Annotated in this window: 15 protein-coding genes; 5 read left to right on the forward strand and 10 right to left on the reverse strand. The window is 73.3% G+C overall.

All coding sequences use genetic code 11. The features are described from left to right. Window positions 1–5 precede the first annotated feature (5 nt). Window positions 6–1136, reverse strand: coding sequence for a hypothetical protein (locus OG580_RS01455; RefSeq protein WP_267047852.1), 1131 nt, complete (start codon window positions 1134–1136; stop codon window positions 6–8). A 306-nt stretch (window positions 1137–1442) separates the two neighbouring features. Here OG580_RS01455 and OG580_RS01460 point away from each other — a divergent pair, with 306 nt between their 5' ends. Beyond that, entirely contained in the window at window positions 1443–2951 is a 1509-nt protein-coding gene (locus OG580_RS01460) for a PP2C family protein-serine/threonine phosphatase (RefSeq protein WP_267041797.1), read from the forward strand. Window positions 2952–3053: 102 nt separating this feature from the next. Here the strand turns inward: OG580_RS01460 and OG580_RS01465 are convergent, their stop codons facing one another. Next, window positions 3054–4547 (reverse strand): hypothetical protein, encoded by a 1494-nt coding sequence (locus OG580_RS01465; protein ID WP_267041798.1) that lies wholly within the window; start codon window positions 4545–4547, stop codon window positions 3054–3056. Between the two features lie 233 nt (window positions 4548–4780). On the opposite strand from OG580_RS01465, the gene OG580_RS01470 reads away from it, so the two are divergent. The 3 genes from OG580_RS01470 (at window position 4781) to OG580_RS01480 (ending at window position 10562) form a co-directional block, all read left to right on the forward strand. Continuing rightward, window positions 4781–5908: an aminoglycoside phosphotransferase family protein gene (locus tag OG580_RS01470; RefSeq protein ID WP_267041799.1), complete on the forward strand. Its 1128-nt coding sequence runs from the start codon at window positions 4781–4783 to the stop codon at window positions 5906–5908. A 412-nt stretch (window positions 5909–6320) separates the two neighbouring features. Then, a complete protein-coding gene (locus tag OG580_RS01475; RefSeq protein WP_267041801.1) occupies window positions 6321–8204 on the forward strand; it encodes an N-acetylmuramoyl-L-alanine amidase in 1884 nt (627 codons plus the stop codon). A 159-nt stretch (window positions 8205–8363) separates the two neighbouring features. Next, entirely contained in the window at window positions 8364–10562 is a 2199-nt protein-coding gene (locus OG580_RS01480) for a germacradienol/geosmin synthase (RefSeq protein ID WP_267041802.1), read from the forward strand. Between the two features lie 67 nt (window positions 10563–10629). Here the strand turns inward: OG580_RS01480 and OG580_RS01485 are convergent, their stop codons facing one another. From OG580_RS01485 to OG580_RS01520, 8 genes are all read right to left on the reverse strand, one after another. Next, a complete protein-coding gene (locus OG580_RS01485; RefSeq protein ID WP_267041803.1) occupies window positions 10630–10995 on the reverse strand; it encodes an RNA-binding S4 domain-containing protein in 366 nt (121 codons plus the stop codon). 17 nt (window positions 10996–11012) lie between these two features. Further along, window positions 11013–11513, reverse strand: a complete 501-nt coding sequence (locus OG580_RS01490) for a hypothetical protein (protein ID WP_267041804.1) — start codon at window positions 11511–11513, stop codon at window positions 11013–11015. Between the two features lie 56 nt (window positions 11514–11569). Further along, window positions 11570–14332: an AAA family ATPase gene (locus OG580_RS01495; RefSeq protein WP_267047853.1), complete on the reverse strand. Its 2763-nt coding sequence runs from the start codon at window positions 14330–14332 to the stop codon at window positions 11570–11572. Window positions 14333–14837: 505 nt separating this feature from the next. Then, the gene (locus OG580_RS01500) at window positions 14838–15251 is read right to left on the reverse strand and encodes an ACT domain-containing protein (protein ID WP_267041805.1); all 414 of its coding nucleotides are present in this window, start codon (window positions 15249–15251) and stop codon (window positions 14838–14840) included. Window positions 15252–15290: 39 nt separating this feature from the next. Further along, complete coding sequence (locus tag OG580_RS01505) at window positions 15291–16460, reverse strand: thiolase domain-containing protein (RefSeq protein ID WP_267041806.1); 1170 nt, start codon at window positions 16458–16460, stop codon at window positions 15291–15293. A 4-nt stretch (window positions 16461–16464) separates the two neighbouring features. After that, on the reverse strand, window positions 16465–17532 hold the full coding sequence (locus tag OG580_RS01510; RefSeq protein WP_267041807.1) for a thiolase domain-containing protein: 1068 nt from the start codon (window positions 17530–17532) through the stop codon (window positions 16465–16467). Beyond that, on the reverse strand, window positions 17529–18497 hold the full coding sequence (locus OG580_RS01515) for a Zn-ribbon domain-containing OB-fold protein (RefSeq protein WP_267041808.1): 969 nt from the start codon (window positions 18495–18497) through the stop codon (window positions 17529–17531). Before OG580_RS01515 ends, OG580_RS01510 begins: the two co-directional genes overlap by 4 nt. Window positions 18498–18548: 51 nt before the next feature. Next, window positions 18549–19349: a crotonase/enoyl-CoA hydratase family protein gene (locus OG580_RS01520; protein WP_267041809.1), complete on the reverse strand. Its 801-nt coding sequence runs from the start codon at window positions 19347–19349 to the stop codon at window positions 18549–18551. 183 nt (window positions 19350–19532) lie between these two features. On the opposite strand from OG580_RS01520, the gene OG580_RS01525 reads away from it, so the two are divergent. Next, window positions 19533–21194 carry an acyl-CoA synthetase gene (locus OG580_RS01525; protein ID WP_267041810.1) on the forward strand — a complete coding sequence of 554 codons (1662 nt, stop codon included), beginning with the start codon at window positions 19533–19535 and terminating at the stop codon, window positions 21192–21194. Window positions 21195–21197 lie beyond the last annotated feature (3 nt).

A 21197-nucleotide genomic window follows, 5' to 3' on the forward strand; every position in this document is an offset into this window, starting at 1 on the left:
CGGGGTCAGCCCATGCGGCGGTGCAGCGCCGCGAGGGCTCCGGGACGGCGGCCGGGGACCCGCTCGCGCAGCGCGATGAGCGTGGGGCCGAGGGTGCGGGCCCTGGCGGGGTCGGCGATCCGCTCCCACTGGTGGTGGGCCCGGTCCACGGCCCCCTCGACGTCGGGGGCGTCCGCGGGCTGGGCCAGGGCCAGCCTGAACTCGGCCGCCACCAGCCACAGTTCGCAACTGCGGGCCGGGTCCCCGGCGAGACGGGCGAGGTCGGCCCGCACCTCCGTCCAGTGCACGGCCTCGATGGACCGGGGCCCGTGGCGGCGCAGGGCCTCGTGCTCCCAGGCGGCCGCGACGGCCGCCGCCTCACCGTGCCGCCCGGCCCGGGCGGCGGCGAGGATCGCGGGGTGCGGGTCCGGGATCGGGGCCGGGATCGGGGCCTGGGCCGCCGTCGAGGCCGCCCCCGAGGAAATCGATCCCATGGAAGCCGCCCCCACGGCAACCGGTCGCGCCGGAGCCAGGAGCAACGACTCCGGCGGGTTCGCACGCGCCGCCGCCCGAATGGCGGCCTCTTCGTGCAGCGCGGGCATGGGCGGCCGAGCGCCCGAGCGCCACAGCTCCGCCCAGGCGCGGAGGTACTCGGGCGTGGTGGGCTCCCCGCGGCGCGGGGCGGGGACGACCCGTCCGTACAGGAGCGGGCCCTGACCCAGGTGCAGCAGGTCGGGGGCGGCGGCGAGGCGCTGCCAGACGTCGGAGTCCGCCGCGAGGTCGGCGACGACGGTCGTGGTGCCGGGAGGCCGTCCGCCGAGTTCGCCGGCGAGCCAGTGCCAGGGCAGCGCCGTGTAGCGCAGGGTCGCCGCGGTGGTGCGGGCGAGAGCCAGGTGGGGCAGGTACTGCCGTTTGTCCAGGTGGAGTTGGCCCGCGAGGAAGAGGACGAGGGGGCCGGGGGCCGCCGCCGCCGCGCGCAGCCGGGTGAGGACGGTCTGGGGGTCCAGCGGGTCGGCGAGTTCGACGACGGTGGCCGTCGCCGTGCCCGTGAGAACGGCGGGCGGTACGGCCGCGAGGGCCGGCAGCACGGACGCGGCGTCCATGACGCGGCCCCGTCCGGCGGGTGCGGCCGCGAGCAGTACCGCCGTCCCCACCATGCCCTCCTCCGTACGTATGTCCGCAGGTGCGTGGGCGCCCGCCCGGTCGCTCGTACGCGTGCTCACTCCCCGCACCCGCGTACCCGCCGTGGACGTGTTCACCATGCCGTTTCCGCCGTCGTTCACCACCCCCGCACCGTAACGCGTCGCGTCCTGGCCGATAATCGCCGGGCCGTTGGCATATGTCGGAAGCACCACCGGATCGAGTGTTGCCAAATCCCTTACGAGCTCTCCCGCGCTGTGCAACAGTCGTGCGTGGGGCCACCTTTCCCACCTGGCCGCGCCGCGCCTGTATCGGAGTACGACATGCCGTCCCATCTGTTCGCGGACCGTCCCGCCCAGCCGCCGGAGCCGGGTGCTGTGGACGCGCTGATCTCGCAGACCCGTCGTCTGCGTGGCGAAGTGGACGCCGTCCGCCGGGACGCCGCGACGAACGACGACGACCCCCAGCAGCGCTGGCAGCGCGCCCTCTGCGACCTCGCGGTGCACCAACTCGACGACCTGGGAGCCCACTTGGGTCAGCTCCGGGTCGGCGTCCCCGAGGGGATCACGCCCGGTACGGACACCGGGGACGTCGGGACGGATGCCGAGGTCGACGCCGTCCTCGACGCTGCTCCGGACACCGCCCTCGCCATCGACCCCGGCACCGCCTACGGCGAGGCCGCCCCGGCGCGCACCGGCTCGTTGCTCTCCCGTGTCGGCAGCGCCGAGTGGAACCTCCTCACCGACGAGGTCTCCTGGTCCGAGGAGCTGTTCCAGATCTTCGGGCGCGCCCGGGAGAACGGCCCCATGTCGCTGGACGAGATGCCCTCGATGGTCTTCGTCGAGGACCAGCCCGTCCTGCAGGCGATGGTGACGGACTGTCTGATCGACGGGAAGCCGATCGACGGCGAGTTCCGGATCGTGCGGACCGACGGCCGGGTGCGTACCGTGCACATGACCGGCGAGCCCGTCCTCGACGCCGACGGCTGCACCGCCTCCATGTGGGCCGTTCTCCGGGACGTCAGCGAGCTCCGGCGCAGCCAGCGTGCCGTCCGCGAGAGCCGCGACAGCCTGGAGCGCAGCCGCCAGATCGAGCGCACCGAGCGCCGGGTCGCCGTCGAGCTCCAGGAAGCGGTGCTCCCGCCGTGGCGCGGCTCGCTCCGCTTCGCCCACGACGGTCCCGCTCCGCTCGACGTGGCGGCCCATTATCTTCCGGCCGCCAGTACGGGTCTGATCGGTGGCGACTGGTACGACGCGCTGGCCCTGCCCGACGGTGACGCCCTGCTGACCGTCGGCGATCTGACGGGCCACGGGGTCGCCGCGACCTCCTCGATGGCCATGCTCCTCGGCGCGCTGCGCGGCATGGCCGTGGCGGGGATCCGCCCCGGCGCCCTGATGGGCCACCTCAACCAGCTCCTGGAGACCTCCGTACAGCCCGCGCTGGGCAGTGCGATGTGCTGTCGTTACGATCCGGTCGCCCAGTCGCTGACCTGGGCACAGGCCGGCCACCCCGCCCCGCTGCTCTTCCGCGACGGCACGGGGTACGCCCTCCGGCGGCCCGAGGGCGTACTCCTCGGGGCGACGGCAGGCGGCCGGTACGGCGAGACCCAGACCCAGCTGTTCGCCGGTGACCTGCTCGTCCTGCACACGGACGGACTGACCCGTGGCAGCGGCGTGCACGACGACACGGGCACGCGGCGGCTGCTCGCCCTCGGGCCCCGGCTCATCGCGGCGCGGGACGCGCAGGAGTGCGTGCGCGCGGTGGTCGAGGAGTTCGGTGAGGAACAGCGCGAGGACGACGCCTGCGTGATGGTGGTCCAGGTCGGCCGCTGACGGGACCGGGGTCGACGTTCGGTCGGTCCCGGGTCGTCCAGGGGCCCGGCGGCCCGGAAGCACCGACATGTTCCGGGTCTTCTCCGTACACCCGCGAAGGGCTCAGGCCTGCCCGGTCCTCGGGCGGTTGACCGGCGACTTGGGAAGCGCCAGTTCGATCTCCTGGCGCAGGTCCGCGATCTTCGAGTAGCCCGCGTAGTGGCCGGTGAGCCGGTACATCTCGCGCAGCCGGTGCCAGGTCCGGTGGGACGAGGTCTCCCCCATCGCGACGAGGGCCAGCCGGGCGTACCGGTCCGCCTGTTCCGGGTCGTCCGCGATGAAGCAGGCCGAGGCCATCGAGATGAAGTCGAAGAGCTTCGAGCGGTTGTGGCCGTCCAGGCGCAGCTCGAGCGCGAGCCTGGCGTGGCGCTGTGCCGGGACCGCCGCGGAGGCGTCGTGATCGGCGAGGGTCCGGTAGGCGAGGGCCTGCATGCCGTGCATGTCGGCCTCGTCGAAGTTCTGCATCCAGCTCGGCGGTTCCACGTCCGCCCGATCGGAGACGAAGAGCTCCTCGGCCTCGCCCAGCGTCCGCTTCATGGCCTGCCCGCGTCCCATCGAGGCCTGTGCCCAGGCTTCGATGGTGTGCAGCATGGCCTGCGTCCGCGGCAGCATCTGCTCGCCCGCGCCGGCCTTGGCCAGCTTCATCAGGTCAAGGGCGTCGTCGGGCCGGCCCAGGTGCACCATCTGGCGGGCGGCCCGGGAGAGGGCCTCGCCGGCCCGGGGGCGGTCGCCGCCCTCGCGGGCCGCGTGGGCGGCGATGACGAAGTACTTCTGCGCGGTGGGTTCGAGACCGACGTCGTGGGACATCCAGCCCGCCAGGACGGCCAGGTTGGCGGCGACGCCCCAGAGGCGCCGCTGGAGGTGGTCGGCGTGGCGGTAGGCGAGCATGCCGCCCACCTCGTTCAACTGGCCCACGACGGCCTTGCGCTGGAGGCCGCCTCCGCGCGAGGCGTCCCAGGCACGGAACACCTCCACCGAGTACTCCAGCGCCTCGATCTCCTCCGACCCGACGGGGGCGGCCTCATAGCGGTCGAACCCGGCGGGGTCGGCGTGGAGGGGATCGGTGGCGCGCTGAGCGGTGGCCTTGCGTGCGGGGTCGGTCTGCAGCCAGTCGTACATGCTGCTGCTGAGTGCGGAGCCGGCGGCGAGCGCGGCACCCGCGCCCACCAGGCCGCGACGGTTGAGCATGAGGTCCATTCCCGTGAATTCGGTGAGGACCGCAGCCGTACGATCGGGGGGCCAGGGCAGGTTGTCAGGGTTGTCGTCGCTCCTGACGGTCTGCCTTCTTCCGGCGCGCCCGTGACGTTCGAACCCGAGGTCCTCGATGGTCACGACACGGCCGAGACGCTCGGTGAACAGTGCTGCCAGCACCCGGGGGACGGGATCGCGCGGGGTCTCGCCCCGGTCGATCCACCGCCGCACCCGCGAAGTGTCGGTCGCCAGCTGGGGGTGGCCCATGGCCGCCGCCTGCCGGTTGACGAGTCTCGCGAGTTCGCCCTTGGACCAGCCGGCCAGGCCGAACAGGTCTGCCAGGCGGGTGTTGGTTTGTCCGGTCACGTCTAAGCCCCCAGGTTCTCGGCTGAGTTGACACTAACCCGCTGTCATAGGGCTGGCGACTATTCGCCAGGGTTCGCCAGGGTGCGCCCGATGTTCCGCCACCCGCGCCCGGGTGTCAGGTAGGAATGCGCCACCCCGCCCCGCCGACCGGCCCTCATTCCCCAGGGTGCGGACCGGGGGCGGGCGGGGCGACGCACGCAACTCGTCGGACCACGAAGGGATCTGTCACCTCCATGTACACAGCATCGTCCTCCGTGTCCGCCCCGCCCCGGCCGCAGCACCGCATCGTCCCGGCGGGCGCCGGGCCGTACCTCGCCCCCGTGCCCCAGGCCGTACGGCCCCGGCGCTGGACGGGCGGCACCGGCACGCAGCCGGTGAGCGGAAGAATCGATCTGTCCGGCCCGCAGGGGGCGCAGCTCAAGATGGCGATCGCCTCGGTCCATCGCATCTGCCCGGAGTTCAACCCGGTACAGGTGCTGCGGCGCAGCGGCCGCTCGGTCCTGATCGTCGGGACGACCGGGCGGACCACGGCGGTCGCGAAGTGTTTACTGGACCACTCCCCCGCGTGGGTCGAGCGGTTCCGGCACGAGATAGCGTCCTACCGCTCCTTCGTCCGCCACCGCCCGCCGGTGCGGGCGCCCCGGCTCATCGCCGCGGACCCGGAGAACTGCACGCTGGTGATCGAGCGGATGCCCGGGCGGGCGGCGGCGCTCTCGCGCCACCCCGTCGAGGCCCCGCCGCGGGCCGACGTGCGGGCCGCGCTGGGTGCGGTGGCCCGGCTCAACGCCTGGCGGCCGCCGGCCGGAACGTTCGACGCACCGCTGGACTACGGGACGCGGATCGCGCGCTACCACGAGCTCGGTCTCCTCACCGACCGGGACCGGGACGACCTGCAGAAGCTGCTGCACGGCCTGGCGCACGCGGGCGGGCGGCAGGGCATGGGGCAGTTCTGCCACGGTGACGCCCTGCTCTCCAACATCCTCCTCTCCCCCGCCGGTCCCGTCCTCGTCGACTGGGAGCACGCCGGCTGGTACCTGCCCGGATACGACCTGGCGACCCTGTGGGCGGTGCTCGGTGACGCACCGCTGGCCCGGCGCCAGATCAGCCAGCTCGCGCAGCAGGCCGGTCCTGCCTCGCGGGACGCCTTCCTGGTGAACCTGATGATCGTGCTGACACGGGAGATCCGTACGTACGAGACGGCCGTGCAGCGCACGATCAAGGAGGCTCCGCCGGCGGGTACCGTCCCGGTGCCTTCCGGAGCGCTCTCGGCCGGTGAGGAACAGCGGCTGCTGCTGAGGCGGCTGCACGACGACTGCGCCATGGCACGGCGGGCCGTGCGCGCGGCGGTCGGAACGCGCTGAAGGCGCGGGTCCGGCCGACGACACGGGGGTGGGGCGCCGTGTCCCGGTGCCGACACACCGGGACACGGCGCGCCGTCTTGTCCGCCGCCGGGACCTCCCGGGCGGCGGCCCCATTGGTCCACTCCACTGACGCGTCCCAGGCCCGGGACCCGTCTCCGCGAAACTCCGCCGAACGGCCTCCATTCCTCCCCTGACGTGGGAACTTCCGCGTGGTCAGGCGTGATTGACGGATCGTCCGGGAGCCGATACCCCTGTACGGGTTCGGTCCCGCACGCCCCCGCGTCACCCCCCGCCCCTGGAGGCTGCCTTGCTCCGTTCCGCGCCCCGCAGACGTGTGTCACCGCCGCATCCGTACCCCCGACGTGTACCGAGGGCGGTCGGGGCCGTCGCGTCCGTCGCCCTGCTGCTCCCCTTGCTGTCCGCCGCTCCGTCGGCCGTCGCCGAGGTGCCCGAGGCGGGGACGCTGCAGGGGCAGTTCGCGCGGGCGGCCGCGCGCCATGGCGTACCCGAGAGCGTGCTCCTCGCCGTCTCGTACCTGCAGTCGCGCTGGGACGTCCACGGCGGTGCGCCGAGCGTGACCGGCGGATACGGGCCGATGCACCTGACGGACGCCGTGACGGCGCTCGCCGGGGCCGCCCCGCACCACTCGGAGGGGGAAGAGGACGCGCGCGGCGACTCCTCACGTACGGTCCGGACGGCGGCGGACGCTCCCCTGCCCGCGCCGGCGGCGTTGCCCGGCCGGCTGCGGACCCTGGAGCGGGCGTCCGCGCTGTCCGGGATCCCGGCCGACGAACTGCGGACCGGTACGGCCGCGAACATCGAGGGCGGGGCGGCGCTGCTCGCCGAGGCACAGCGGGAGGCCGGGCTTCCGGCGAGCGCGGACCCCGCCGACTGGTACGGGGCGGTGGCGCGCTACTCGGGCGCCGACGACTCGGCGACGGCGGCGACGTACGCCAACGACGTGTTCGACGTGATCCGGACCGGGGAGTCCCGGACGACGGACAGCGGCCAGCGGGTGACGCTCCCGGCCGCCCCGGCGGTGGTGCCCGCCACCGGGCAGGTCGACGCGCTCGGGCTGCGGCGGCCCGCCGCCGGTCCGGTGGAGTGTCCGCGGTCGGTGGCCTGCGAATGGATCCCCGCGCCGTACGAGGAGTTCGGCGACGGCGACTACGGCAACCACGACAAGGCGAACAGGCCCTCGTCCCAGTCCGTCGACTACATCGTCATCCATGACACGGAGGCGGTCTGGGACGTCACCCTGAAGCTGGTGCAGGACCCGACGTACGTGTCGTGGCAGTACTCGCTGCGCTCCTCCGACGGGCACATCGCGCAGCACCTGCCGCTCAAGGACGTCGGCTGGCACGCGGGCAACTGGTTCGTGAACGCCAAGTCGGTGGGCCTTGAGCACGAGGGCTTCCTGACCTCGCCGGACTCCTGGTACACGGAGGCGATGTACCGGACCTCGGCGCGGCTCGTGCGGTACCTCGCCCAGCGGTACGACATCCCGCTGGACCGGCAGCACGTGCTGGGGCACGACAACGTGCCGGGGACGGTGACCTCGACGATTCGCGGCATGCACACGGACCCGGGTCCCTACTGGGACTGGGCGCACTACTTCCAGCTCCTCGGCCGTCCCCTCACGCCGAGTGCCGGTCCGTCCGCCGGGATCGTGACGATCCGGCCCGAGTACAGCGCCCATCAGCCGGTCTACACGGGCTGCGTGAAGGCGGGCGAGGTGTGTGCGCCGCACGGGAGCGGGGCCGTACGCCTGCACACCGCTCCGAGCGCCGACGCGCCCCTGGTGAAGGACATCGGGCTGCGGCCCGGTGGGCAGGACTCGACCACCGGCGTGAACGACACCGGGGCGCGCGCCTCGACGGGGCAGAGTTTCGCGGTGGCCGAGCGGAAGGGCGACTGGACGGCGATCTGGTACCTCGGACAGAAGGCGTGGTTCCACAATCCGGGATCGGAGCCGACGGCGGTGAACGTGCGGGGGCTCGTCCTGACGCCCCGGGACGGGCTGACGGAGGTGCCGGTCTACGGGCGGGCCTACCCGGAGGCCTCGGCGTACCCGGCGGGGGTTCCGGTGCAGTCGGTGTCGCCGCTGCCGTACAAGCTGCTCGCGGGGCAGCGGTACGTGGTGGGTGACCGCACCCCGGGCGAGTACTACTTCGCGCCGGTGTTCGACAGCAGCGGGCACCAGGTCGTCCGGGGGCAGGAGGAGTACTACCAGATCCAGTTCGGCCATCGGGTGGCCTTTGTGAAGGCCACTGACGTGCGGGTTTCCCAGAGCTGACGGAGGCGTGGCCGAAAGGTGAGGGGTGGTGCCGGAGAGACACTCCGGCACCACCCCTTCGGCGTTGATACGACTATTCGGAAGATCGCGTGCGCCGTCCGGGCGACGGGTAACTCTGGGCCGGTCAGCGCACGTGCTCACCGGAAGGCCCCTCAGGAAATGCCTCAGCCCTTCGTTATGCCGGACTTCTATGTTCCGTATCCGGCCCGGCTCAACCCCCATGTGGAGACCGCCCGCACACACACCCGGGACTGGGCGCGGGAGATGGGGATGCTGGAGGGCTCCGGTGTCTGGGAGGAGCACGACCTCGACTCCCACGACTACGCGCTGCTCTGCTCGTACACCCACCCGGACTGCGGCGAGGAGGCTCTGAACCTCGTCACGGACTGGTACACGTGGGTCTTCTTCTTCGACGACCACTTCCTGGAGATCTTCAAGCGCACCCAGGACCGGGCCGGCAGTAAGACCTATCTGGACCGGCTGCCGATGTTCATGCCGGCGGACCCGGCGGCGGGCATGCCCGAGCCGACCAACCCCGTCGAGGCGGGGCTGGCCGACCTCTGGCGGCGGACGATCCCGTCGATGTCCGACGCCTGGCGCGTGCGGTTCGCCGAGGCGACCGAGCACCTGCTCTACGAGTCGCTCTGGGAGCTCGACAACATCAACGAGGGGCGGATCGCCAACCCCGTCGAGTACATCGAGATGCGCCGCAAGGTGGGCGGGGCGCCCTGGTCGGCCGGTCTCGTCGAGTACGCGGCGGGGGCCGAGGTCCCGGAGCACGTGGCGTACGCCCGGCCGCTGCGGGTGCTCAGGGACGCCTTCTCGGACGCCGTGCACCTGCGCAACGACCTCTTCTCGTACCAGCGCGAGGTGGAGGACGAGGGCGAGAACAGCAACGGCGTCCTGGTCCTGGAGCGCTTCCTCGGCTGCACGACGCAGGAGGCGGCGGACGCCGTCAACGACCTGCTGACCTCCCGGCTGCAGCAGTTCGAGAACACGGCCCTGACCGAGGTGCCCGTGCTCGCCGCGGAGAAGGGCCTGAACCCGGCGGAGTGCGCGGCCGTGGCGGCGTACGCGAAGGGGCTGCAGGACTGGCAGTCCGGCGGACACGAGTGGCACATGCGCTCCAGCCGGTACATGAACGAGGGGATGGTCGGCGGCCCCTCGTGGTTCGAGGGGGTCCTCGGCACCTCCGCCCTCGACATCCGGACCCTCTTCGGCCGCCCGGCCGCGTCCCGGCTGCGCACGCTCACGCACGTGCCGCACCAGCGGGTCGGGCCCTCGCTGCTGCCGGAGTTCGACCTGCCGTACCCGCTCACGCTCAGCCCGCACCACCAGGTGGCGCTGCGCCGCTCGGTGGACTGGGCCGAGCGCATGGGGCTCCTGAACGACATCTGGGACCGGCCCCTGCTGGAGGGCTTCGACTTCGCGCTCTGCTCGGCGGGGCTCGACCCGGACGCCACCCCGGAGGAGCTGGAGCTCAGTGCCGAGTGGCTGACCTGGGGGACGTACGGGGACGACTACTACCCCCTCGTCTTCGGGCGGCCGCGCGACCTGACCGGCGCCAAGCGGTTCACGGACGGGCTCAAGTCCTTCATGCCGGTGGAGGATCCGGCGGCCGGGGCGGCGCTCGCCACGCACCCCCTGGAGGTCTCCCTCGCCGATCTCTGGGCACGGACGGCGGGACCGATGGGGTCCGAGGCACGGGCCCAGCTCCGTACGGCACTTGAGGCGATGCTGGACAGCTGGCTCTGGGAGCTGCACAACCAGGCGCAGCACCGGGTGCCCGACCCCGTCGACTACATCGAGATGCGCCGGACCACCTTCGGTTCCGAGCTGACGATGCTGCTGTGCCGACTGCGGCACACGGAGGCGCTGCCGGCCGAGATCTACCGGACGGGCACGGTACGGGCTCTGGAGAACTCGGTCTCCGACTACGCGACGCTCACCAACGACCTGTTCTCGTACCAGAAGGAGATCGAGGTCGAGGGGGAGGTACACAACGGCGTGCTCGTCCTGCAGAAGTTCTTCGACTGCGACTACCCGACGGCGGTGTCCATGGTCGACGACCTGATGCGGGGCCGGCTGCGTCAGTACGAGCACCTGAAGAAGAACGAAGTGCCCGTGCTGTACGAGGACTTCGGCCTCGACCGGAAGGGTCGGGAGGCCTTCGAGGCATATCTGGGCGAGCTGGAGGACTGGCTCGCGGGCATCCTCAACTGGCACCAGAACGTACGGCGTTACGGCGCCGAGGACGTCCACGTGGGCAGCGGCACCCCGCTGGTGGGACGGGGTCCGACGGGGTTCGGCACCTCGGCCGCGCGGGTGGCCGCGCTGATCGGCTCCGCCCCGCGCTGAGAAACCGACGAGGGCCGTCCCCGGGGGATCCCGGGGACGGCCCTCGTGTGAACGTGGCGGGTGTGCGTCAGGGGCGTCGGCCGCGCAGGTCGTCGATCTCGCGGCGCTCCCGCTTGGTCGGGCGGCCCGCACCCCGGTCGCGCACCGCCGCGACGGCCACCTGCTCGCGGGGCGGCGGGGGCGGGCTGTTGTCCACGTACGCCTCGACGGCGACGGGCGGGCCGACCCGCTTGGTGTGCAACTCCTTGATCTCGACGATCCGTTCCCGGCCGCCGTGGAAGATCCGGACCTCGTCGCCGGGCTTCACCGACTGGGCGGGCTTGGCCCGTTCGCCGTTGACCTTCACGTGCCCGGCCCGGCAGGCCGCGGCGGACTGGGCGCGGGTCTTCGTGAGACGTACCGCCCAGATCCAGCTGTCGACGCGCGCGCTCATCGGCCCCCGCTCCCCCGTCAGCCCTGCTGGAACAGCTCGGCGGGCAGCGGCTTGAGCAGCGCGTACAGGTCGTCGGTGATCGGCCGGTCCCAACTGGCGATCGTCACGAGGACGTTGTCGCTGCGGTCGAACTGCACGCAGGAGATGCGGCTCTCGGAGAGCTTGAGGCGGCGGACGATGAGGAGGTTGTCGCCCTGCATCACGGGGACGTCCTCGGTGTCGAGCACCTCGACCGGCTCGTCGTTCTCCAGGGCGGCGAGGAGCTGGGCCACCTCGAAGGGGATCTGCCCGTCGGCGAGCTCCCGCGCCGGGGAGCCCTCGGGCAGGTTGCCGATGATCATCGCGGGGCCGCGGCCGCCGAACAGGTCGTACCGGAGGAAGACGCCCTGACAGGTGCCGTCGGGCGCGGGCAGCAGACCGGCGCCGAGATTGCCGGGCCAGTCCCCCGGATCCATGGCCAGGACGTCGAAGTCCGGACCCGCGGGTGTGGCGGCGCTGCGGCGGCGGAGGAAGGACATACGGCCATGGTACGTGCCCCGGCGCGCGATGCCGCGCGCCGGGCGCCCCGCTCCGATCATGCCTGCCCGCCGGGGCCGCCGGTGATCCGCAGGGCCTGGGCGAGGCCGGTGCGGTCGGTCCCCAGTTTCCGGTAGACGGCCGAAAGGAGCCGGCCGACGGTGACCGTGTCGACACCCAGGCGGAGGGCCACGTCCCGGTCGCGGACGGTGAGCTCGGCGGCCTGTCGCTCACGGGCGGTGAGCGTGTCCGTGCCGGCCGGGTGGAGCGCGCGGGGCCGGAGCCCGGCCGCCCCGAGCTCGGCCCTCGCCTGGTCGACCAGGCCGTCGGCGCCGCAGTCCTGGGCGGCCTCCAGGCCCCGGTAGAGGTGCTCGGCGGCCTCCCCGGCGCGTTCGGTGCGGCGGAGGGCGGCGCCCAGGGCGACGAGGGAGCGGGCGAGCTCGTACGCCGCGGGCGACTGGTCGAGCCAGTCGACGGACTCCTCCAGGAGCTTCACGCGGGCGGTGGGCTCGGAGACCTCGGCGAGTACCCGGAGCGCCGATCCGATCGCGGAGGGTGCACCGTACTGGCGGGCGCGGGCGACCGCCTCCTCGGCGGTCCGGCGGGCCCTGGCGGGGGTCGTGACCGATTCGGCGACGGCGAGGTGGAGCTGCCAGGGGCACCAGGCCGGGTTGCGCATCCCGCGCGGGTCGAGGCGGCGGCCGACGGCGGCCAGCTCGGCGGCGGCCTCGTCCGTCCGCCCCCGGGCGAGCAGCAGCTCGGCGTGGACGGTCTGGGAGTCGGGGAAGGTGACGGCGGCCGGGAAGGGCTCGCCGAAGTCGTGGTCGCGGGCGATGCGATGGGCCTCCTCGACCCGGCCGCGGGCGAGCAGGACCTCGATGCTGACGCCGACCGCGTACCACTGGGCGGGGGTACGGGGTCCGACGCGCTCCGCGAGGCGCAGTCCGGCGCGGACGAAGTCCTCGGCCTCGACGAGACGGCCGCGCCGGTAGCGGATGTAGCCGAGCAGGGTGTAGGCGAAGGAGAGGTGCGCCCCGCGCCAGCCCTGCCGCTCGAACTCGGCGGTGCCGGCGGCGAAGAGCTCCTCCGCTCGGCCGGGGCGGTCGGCGTAGAGGAAGGTGAGGGCGGTGAGGACCGGGACCTCGAAGCCGCGGCTCTCGTCGGCCCAGCTGAGCCCGCCTTCGAGGGCGCGCTCGGCGTGGCGTACGGCGACGGCGGAGGGTTCCGCGCGCAGGGTGGCGTCCCAGGCGCGCAGGCCGATGACGTACCGCTCGGTGAGGTCACGGCCGGTGAGCCGGTCGGCGAGGGCGGTGAGGCGGCGGGAGCGGGCGGGCGACTCGGGTTCGTCGGCGCGGAAGGCGTCCCACATGAACTTCTCGGCCTGCATGCGCAGGCGGCTGCGGGCGTCGGTGGTCTGCCGGGCCTCGCGGCCGAGGAGTTCGGAGGCCTCGACGAGCCGGTCGCTGTGGGCGAGGACCTGGGAGAGGCGGTAGACGATGCCGTGGCGGAGGGCCGGGTCGGCGACGGGCTCCTCCAGGGCGGCGCGCAGGTGGTTGACGGTGGTGGCGGGTTCGGTGAGGAGGGAGGAGCAGCCGAGCTCGAAGAGGACGGCGGCCCGGTCGTCGGCGGCGGGCGGTTCGCGCAGGGCGCGGGCGAGGAAGCGGCGGGCCGCGTCGGGGGCGCCGGCGCGGAGGTTCTCGCGGGCGGCGGCGCGCAGATGGCCGACGGCCCAGGAGTCGCCCTCCGGGTGGGTCTCCAGGAGGTGGCGGGCGGCGGCGGTGGAGCCGAGGCCGGCGTCGACGACGCACCAGGCGGCCTGGCCGTGCAGGGCGACGCGGGTGGCGGCGGGGATGGAGCGGTAGACGGTGGTGGCGATCAGGGGGTGGACGAATTCGAGGGGCTCTTCCGGGCTGTCGGCCTCCGCGAGCACCCGGGCGTCGCGGAGCCGCTCGGCGCAGTCGGCGACGGCCTCCTCGCCGAGGCCGGCCACGGCCCCGGCGAGCTGCGGGGAGATCTCGGTGCCGAGGACGGCGCAGGCCCAGGCGAGGCGCACGGTGGCGGGGCCGAGGCGTTCGAGACGGGTGACGAGGCCGCTGCCCTTGAGGGCGGCGGCGAGGTCGCGGAGCTCGTGGGCGCCGTCCTCGGTGGGTTCGAGACCGCGGTCGCGGACCTTGGCGGCGAGCTCGACGGCCTCGAAGGGGTTGCCGGAGGTGACGGTCCAGCACTCGCGGCAGAAGGCGTCGTCGGCGTGGGCGCCGACGCGGTCGCGGACGAGTCGGGCTATCGCGTCGGTGGTGAGCGGGGCGAGGCCGAGGGGTCGCTGACCGGAGCGGTGGCCGGTGAACTCGACTCCCTCGTCGGGGAGTTCGTCGGGTCGGTAGGCGACGACGAGGAGCATGGGGAGCTCCTCGGCGCGCGGGGCGAAGGCGGCGAGCCAGCCGAGGGACTCGGGGTCGGCCCAGTGGGCGTCGTCGAGGACGACGACGAGCGGCGCGCGCCGGACGGCGAGGTGGGTGAGCACCCAGTCGAGGCCGTCGCGCAGGCCCTGCGGGTCGGGCGGGGAGCCCGCGCCGGTGGCGCGCAGCCCGAGGGCGGGGCCGACGATGTCGTACCAGGAGCCGAGCCGTTCCCGCAGTTCGGCGTCGGAGGCGTGGGCCAGCTGGGGCTGGAGGAGCTGCCGGGCGACGTGGAAGGCCACCCGCTGCTCCTGGTCACCGCCGCGCGCGGAGAGCACGGTGCAGCCCCGCGCGGCGGCGAGCCGCCGGACCTCGGCGAGGAGGGTGGTCTTCCCGAGCCCGGCGGGGGCGGCGTAGGCGAGGATGCCGCCGCGGCAGGCGACAGGGGGGAGGTCGGTGGGGGTGTGCGGACCCGGCCGGCCGGAGAGGTCGGCCGGGTCGGCGGGAGCCGGGAGGGACCTCGGGCGCGTGACGGACGCAGCTCCGGTGGCGGAGTCGGTTCCGTCAGCGGCCTCCGCGGCGGGCTCGGCTCCTGTGGCGGGCTCCGCGGCGGGGAGGAGGACGGGGCCCTTCGGTGTCCGGCGTGCGTCGGGGACAGCGACGAGGTGGGGGCCCCGGGGTGCCGGTACCCGGTCGGGCAGGCCGAGGGGATCCTCGGCCAGGCCCGTCAGGAGGTCGAGTGCCTCCTCGGCCGCCGCGAGCGCCGCCTCACGTTCGAAGAGGCCGAAACCCTGGCGGGCCGACCAGCCGTCCTGACGTACCACGTTCCACCCCCACACCGGGGGCGCACACCCGGCGCACAGTGCGGGGTGCCGGGCGGGTGGCCCCGCGAAAGGCCCAGCGTACGCCCGATGGCGCCCCCTGTGACCGTCAATCGCCCAAGCTTCCCGCGCGCTCCGCGAGTCCGTTGAGGACGGCCAACGCCTCCTCCGCCGCAGCGTGTTCGACGAACAGGTGGTCGTGGTGAAATCCGGCCACGACGTTGCAGCTCAGGCCCGCATCGGCGAGCGCTCCCGCGACGGCGGCCGTGAGCCCCACGGCGTCGAGCGCGGAGTGGATCCGCAGGGTGATCCACCCCGCCACGTAGTCGTAGGCCAGGCCCGCCGCGTCCGCCTCCTCCTGTCGTACGACGAGGGTGAGGCCCTCCCGTTCGGCGACGGTGACCACGGGGGCGACCCCGGGCGGGGCGCCGGGGCCGGCCACCGTGGTGAAGACGTACCGCCCGGGGTCGAGCTCCGGCCGCATCCCGGCGATGAGCCGGGTCAGATCACGTTCCGCGTTCATACGCGTCAGCGTATGCGGGCCTGTCCCGTGGAGCCCGGTTCACGTCGTGGGCGGGGTGTCCCCCACGAGCCACATGGCGAAGAACTGGGCGCCGCCCCCGTAGGCATGGCCGAGGGCCCGCCGCGCGCCCTCCACCTGGTGGTCGCCCGCCTCCCCCCGTACCTGGAGGGCCGCCTCGGCGAAGCGGATCATCCCGGAGGCTCCGATGGGGTTGGTGGACAGCACGCCTCCCGAGGGGTTCACCGGCAGGTCGCCGTCGAGTTCGGTGACCCCGGCCTCGGTGAGCTTCCAGCCCTCGCCCTCCTCGGCGAAGCCCAGGTTCTCCAGCCACATCGGCTCGTACCAGGAGAACGGCACGTACATCTCGACGGCGTCGATCTCCCGCCGGGGATCGGTGACGCCCGCCTGCCGGTAGACGTCGGCGGCGCAGTCCCGGCCCGCCCGCGGCGAGACGAAGTCCTTTCCGGCGAAGAGGGTGGGCTCGCTGCGCATCGCGCCGCCGTGCACCCAGGCGGGAGGGCGCGGTGAACGGGCGGCGCCCGCACGGTCGGTGAGCACCATGGCGCAGGCGCCGTCCGAGGACGGGCAGGTCTCGGAGTAGCGGATCGGGTCCCAGAGCATCGGGGAGGCCTGCACCTTCTCCAGGGTGAGGTCGTGCTCGTGGAGATGGGCGTACGGGTTCTTGAGGGCGTTGCGCCGGTCCTTGTACGCGACGAGGGAGCCGATCGCGTCGGGGGCGCCGGTGCGGCGCATGTAGGCCCGGACGTGCGGGGCGAAGAAGCCTCCGGCGCCGGCGAGCAGCGGCTGCTGGAAGGGGACGGGCAGGGACAGGCCCCACATGGCGTTGGACTCGGACTGCTTCTCGAAGGCGAGCGTGAGGACGGTCCCGTGGACACGGGCCGCGACGAGGTTGGCGGCGACGAGCGCGGTGGAGCCGCCGACCGAACCGGCCGTGTGCACCCGGATCATGGGCTTGCCGACGGCGCCGAGGGCGTCGGCGAGGTACAGCTCCGGCATCATCACGCCCTCGAAGAAGTCGGGGGCCTTGCCGATGACGACGGCGTCGATGTCCGCCCAGGTCAGCTCCGCGTCCTCGAGGGCGCGGACGGCGGCCTCGCGGACGAGTCCGGCGAGGGAGACGTCCCGGCGGGCGGCGACGTGCTTGGTCTGGCCGATGCCGACGACGGCGACGGGCTCTTTCGAAGTCACGGCCTCAGGCACGGGGGTCCCCTTCCAGGACGGCGACCAGGTTCTGCTGGAGGCAGGGCCCGGAGGTGGCGTGGGCGAGGGCGCGGTCGGAGGCGCCCCGGTGGATGCGGGCGGCGGCCTCGCCGAGGCGGACGAGTCCGGCGGCCATGACGGGGTTGGCGGCGAGCGCGCCGCCGGAGGGGTTGATCCGGACGGAGTCGTCGAGGCCGAGCGCCCTGGTGAGGACGACCTCCTGGGAGGTGAAGGGCGCGTGGAGTTCGGCGGTGTCGACGGGCCGCTCGAAGGCCCCGGCGCGCTCGGCGGCGAGGCGGGTGGAGGGCGAGTCCGTGAGGTCGCGTACGCCGAGGGAGTGGGCCTCGATGCGGTGGTCCATGCCCCGGATCCAGGCGGGCCGCGCGCAGAGTTCGCGGGCCCGGTCTCCGGCGGCGAGGATCACGGCGGCGACGCCGTCGCCGACGGGCGGGCAGTCGCCGGTGCGGAGGGGCTGGACGACGTACTCGCCCTGGGGGCGGGCGCCGGGCAGTTGGGCGTGCGGGTTCGCGGCGGCGTCCGCGCGGCTCCGGCCGGCGATGGCGGCGAGGGCGGGTTCGTCGGTGTGGCCCGCGTCGACGAGGGCCTGGGCCTGGAGCGCCGCGAGGGCGACGGAGTCGGGCCAGAGCGGGGCGAGGTAGTAGGGGTCGAGCTGGCGGCTGAGGACGTCCCGTACGGAGCCGGGCGAGGACTTTCCGTAGGCGTAGACGAGGGCCGTGTCGGCCTCCCCGGTCAGGAGCTTCACCCAGGCCTCGTACAGGGCCCAGGCGCCGTCGGCCTCGACGTGGGACTCGGAGATCGGCGGCCAGGCGCCGACGCCGTCGAGGGCCATGGTGAAGGAGAAGGCGCGTCCGGCCAGGTAGTCCGACGAGCCCGAGCAGGTGAAGCCGATGTCGGAGGTCTTGAGCCCGGTCTGCCGGAGCACCTCGTGGAGGACGGGCATCACCATCTCCACCTCGGAGAGCTCGTCGGTGCGCCGACGGTGGTCGCTCTGTGCGAAGGCGACGATCGCCACGTCTCGTGCCGGCCGGTGCGGCGTCACAGCATCTCCTTGTAGGTGTCGTACTCGGCGTCGGGTTCGCCGGTGGGCCGGTAGTGGTCGGGATAGCGGCCGTCCTCGCTCCACACGGGTTCGACGCGCAGGCCCATGCGGACCTGGTCGTAGGGGATGCCGGCGATGCGGCCGTGGAGGGCGAGCCCGGCGCCGTCGAGGGCGATGTGGGCGTAGACGTACGGGACCTCGATGGCGAGGTTCTTCGCCTTGATGTTGACGATGCAGTAGGTGGTGACGGTGCCGCGGGGGCCGACCTCGACCTGGTCGGTGGTGGCGATCCCGCAGGTGGGGCAGGCGCCGCGGGGCGGCACGTACACCTTGGCGCAGGAGGGGCAGCGTTCGCCGACGGTGCGGCGCTCGGAGAGCGCGTGGAGGTAGCGGGTCTGGGCGCGGCCGGGGCTGTAGGTGTAGTCGAGGCGGGCGGGGGCGACGATGCCGGTGACGGGGTCGGTGAACCGCCCGTCGTGGAGCTGTGGTTCCGCTGCCGGGGCGTCGCTCTCGTACGGCTCGAAGCAGGCGATGTCGGTGATGGCGCCGGAGCGTTCGGCGGCCCAGCGGATCCGGACCCGCAGGCCCGTACGGACGGCCTCGGGTCCGGGGGCGTCCAGGGCGTGGAGGAGGGCGGTGTCGGCGCCGTCGAGGCGGACGAGGACCCAGGCGAAGGGGGTCGCGAGCGGCTGTCCCGTGCGGGGTTCGGGGTTCCAGGCCCAGGTGGTGACCGTGCCGGTGGCGCCGACCTCGACGAGCTCGCGGAGTTCGGCGGCGGTGGCGGGGTCGTACTCGACGGGCGGGACGAGCACGTCGCCCGCCTCGGTACGGACGCCGAGCACGGTCCGCTCGCGCAGTCCGGTCAGGAAGGCGGACTGGACGGGGCCGAGGGAGCGGGTGAAGGGGAACTCCACGACGAGGGGCGCGCGGAGGATCTCCGGCGGGGAGGCGGGGGTTGGTGTCATGGGGCGGGCTCCTTGGTTGGGGGTGGTGGCGTCGGGTGCGGCCCGGAGAGGTCACTCCCGCCGATAGACCGGCGATCGCTTCTCCGCGAACGCCCTCGCCCCCTCCTTCGCGTCCGCCGTGTCGAAGATCGGCCACCCCCGCTTCAGCTCGGCGGCCAGCCCCTCCGTCTCGGTCATCTCCGCCGTCTCGTACACGGACGCCTTGACGGCCTCGACGGCCAACGGACCGCAGGCGTTGATCCGTTCGGCGATGTCCAGGGCCGCGTCCAGGGCGGTGCCGTCGGGGACCACGCGTCCGACGAGTCCGATGCGGGCGGCCTCCTCCGCGCTGTACGGGCGGCCGGTGAGGAGCATCTCCAGGGCGTGGGTGCGGGCGATCTGGCGGGGCAGGCGGACGGTGGAGCCGCCGATGGGGAAGAGGCCCCGCCGGACCTCGAAGAGACCGAAGGTGGCCGAGGCGCCGGCGACCCGGATGTCGGTGCCCTGGAGGATCTCGGTGCCGCCGGCCACGCAGTACCCCTCGACGGCGGCGATGACGGGTTTACGGGGGCGGTGGTGGCGGAGCATCGCCTTCCAGTGCAGGTCGGGGTCGTCCTTCAGACGGTCCCGGTACTGCTCGCCCTCCATGCCCTTGCCGGCCAGCGCCTTGAGGTCCATGCCGGCGCAGAAGGCCCCGCCCGCTCCGGTGAGGACGACCGAGCGGATGCCGTCGTCGGCGTCGGCCTCCAGCCAGCCGTCGTAGAGGCCGACGAGCATCGGCAGCGAGAGGGCGTTCTTGGCCTCGGGCCGGTTCAAGGTGAGTACGAGCGTGGCGCCTTCGCGCCGCACGCCGAGGTGTTCGGTGCCACCCATGGGGTCTCCCGTCTCCAGTTCTGGAACAGGTTGCAGGAGTGGGGGGTCCAGTTCAATAGTTTTCTGACACTCAGTCAGATTCTTGTGCGCGCCCCCTTCCCCCTGTCGCCGGTCGGCGCTCTAATGACCGCCGAGTCAGTGCGCACCCGTACGAGTCAGCGCGAACCGGGGTCAGGAGGAACGGTGGAGTACAACCTTGCCGACCTGTTCGAATCGGTGGTCGACGTGGTCCCGGACCGCGAGGCTCTGGTGTACGTCGATCACCCGGGCACGGGTGAGGAACGCCGCCTCACCTACGCCGAACTCGACGCCGCCGCCAACGGGCTCGCCCACCACCTCATCGACGCGGGCATCCGCCCCAGTGAGCACCTCGGCCTGCACCTGTACAACGGCGTCGAGTACCTGCAGACCGTCCTCGCCTGCCTGAAGGCGAGGATCGTGCCGGTGAACGTGAACTACCGGTACGTGGAGGAGGAACTCGTCTACCTCTACCGGGACGCCGACCTCGCCGCGCTCGTCTTCGACGCCGAGTTCACGGAGCGGGTCGCGGCGGCGCTGCCGCAGACGGAGAAGCTGCGGCACCTCGTGCGGGTGGGGACCCCGCCCGAGGGAGCGCCGGCTCTCGACTGCGTACCGTTCGCCGAGGCGGAGGCAGCCGGCTCGGCGGAGCGCGGCTTCGGCCCGCGCTCCGGGGACGACCTCTTCATCATCTACACCGGCGGTACGACCGGGATGCCGAAGGGCGTCCTGTGGCGTCAGGAGGACCTGTTCTTCGCGGGGCTCTTCGGAGGCGACCCCTCGGGTGAGCCCGTGAAGCGCCCGGAGGAGCTGGCGGAGCGGGTCGCGGCCGGCGGCGCCGGCATCACCTTCTTCCCCGCGCCGCCGCTGATGCACGGCACCTCGACGCTGACGGCGTTCATCGCCTTCGACTACGGCCAGCGGGTGGTCCTGCACCGCAAGTACGTGCCGGAGGAGGTCCTGCGCACCCTGGAGAAGGAGAAGGTCTCCAGCATCTCCCTGGTGGGCGACGCGATGCTGCGGCCGCTCGTCGACGCGCTGCGCGGCCCCCTCAAGGGTACGGACCTGTCGGCGCTGTTCAGCCTCTCGTCCTCCGGGGCGATCATGTCGGAGACCGTGCGGGCCCAGCTCCAGGAGCTCATGCCGAACGTCCTTCTGCTCAACAACTTCGGTTCCACGGAGTCCGGTTCCAACGGCCGCGCCACGGACGACTCCGGGCCCGCCAAGGGCTTCCGGCTGCACGTCAACGAACGCACGCAGGTGGTCGACCCGGTGACCCACGAGATCGTCGCGGCGGGCGAGATCGGCCGCCTGGCCCAGCGCGGCCACGTGCCGCTGGGCTACTACAACGACCCGGCCAAGACCGCCGAGACCTTCTTCGAGAGGGACGGCGTGCGGTGGGTGCTCCTCGGCGACATGGCGACCGTCGACGAGCAGGGGGTCGTCACCGTCCTCGGGCGCGGCTCGCAGTGCATCAACACGGGCGGCGAGAAGGTCTACCCGGAGGAGGTGGAGCAAGCCCTGAAGTCCCACCCCGACGTGTACGACGCCCTGGTCGCCGGCGTCCCCGACGCCCGCTGGGGCAACCACGTCGCCGCGGTCGTCCAGCTCCGCCCCGACGCCCCGCCACTCGATCTGGAGGCCGTGCAGAGCCACTGCCGTCCGCGCCTCGCCGGATACAAGGTGCCCCGCCAGCTGGTCCTCACCGACCGCATCCAGCGCTCCCCCAGCGGCAAGGCGGACTACCGCTGGGCCCGCTCGGTCGCCGTGGAGGCGGACGCGGGAGCGCCCGTCGTCCCGGGCCGGGGCGCCGGGGACCGCGGCTGACGG

The sequence above is a fragment of the Streptomyces sp. NBC_00094 genome (assembly GCF_026343125.1).
Classification (GTDB): domain Bacteria; phylum Actinomycetota; class Actinomycetes; order Streptomycetales; family Streptomycetaceae; genus Streptomyces.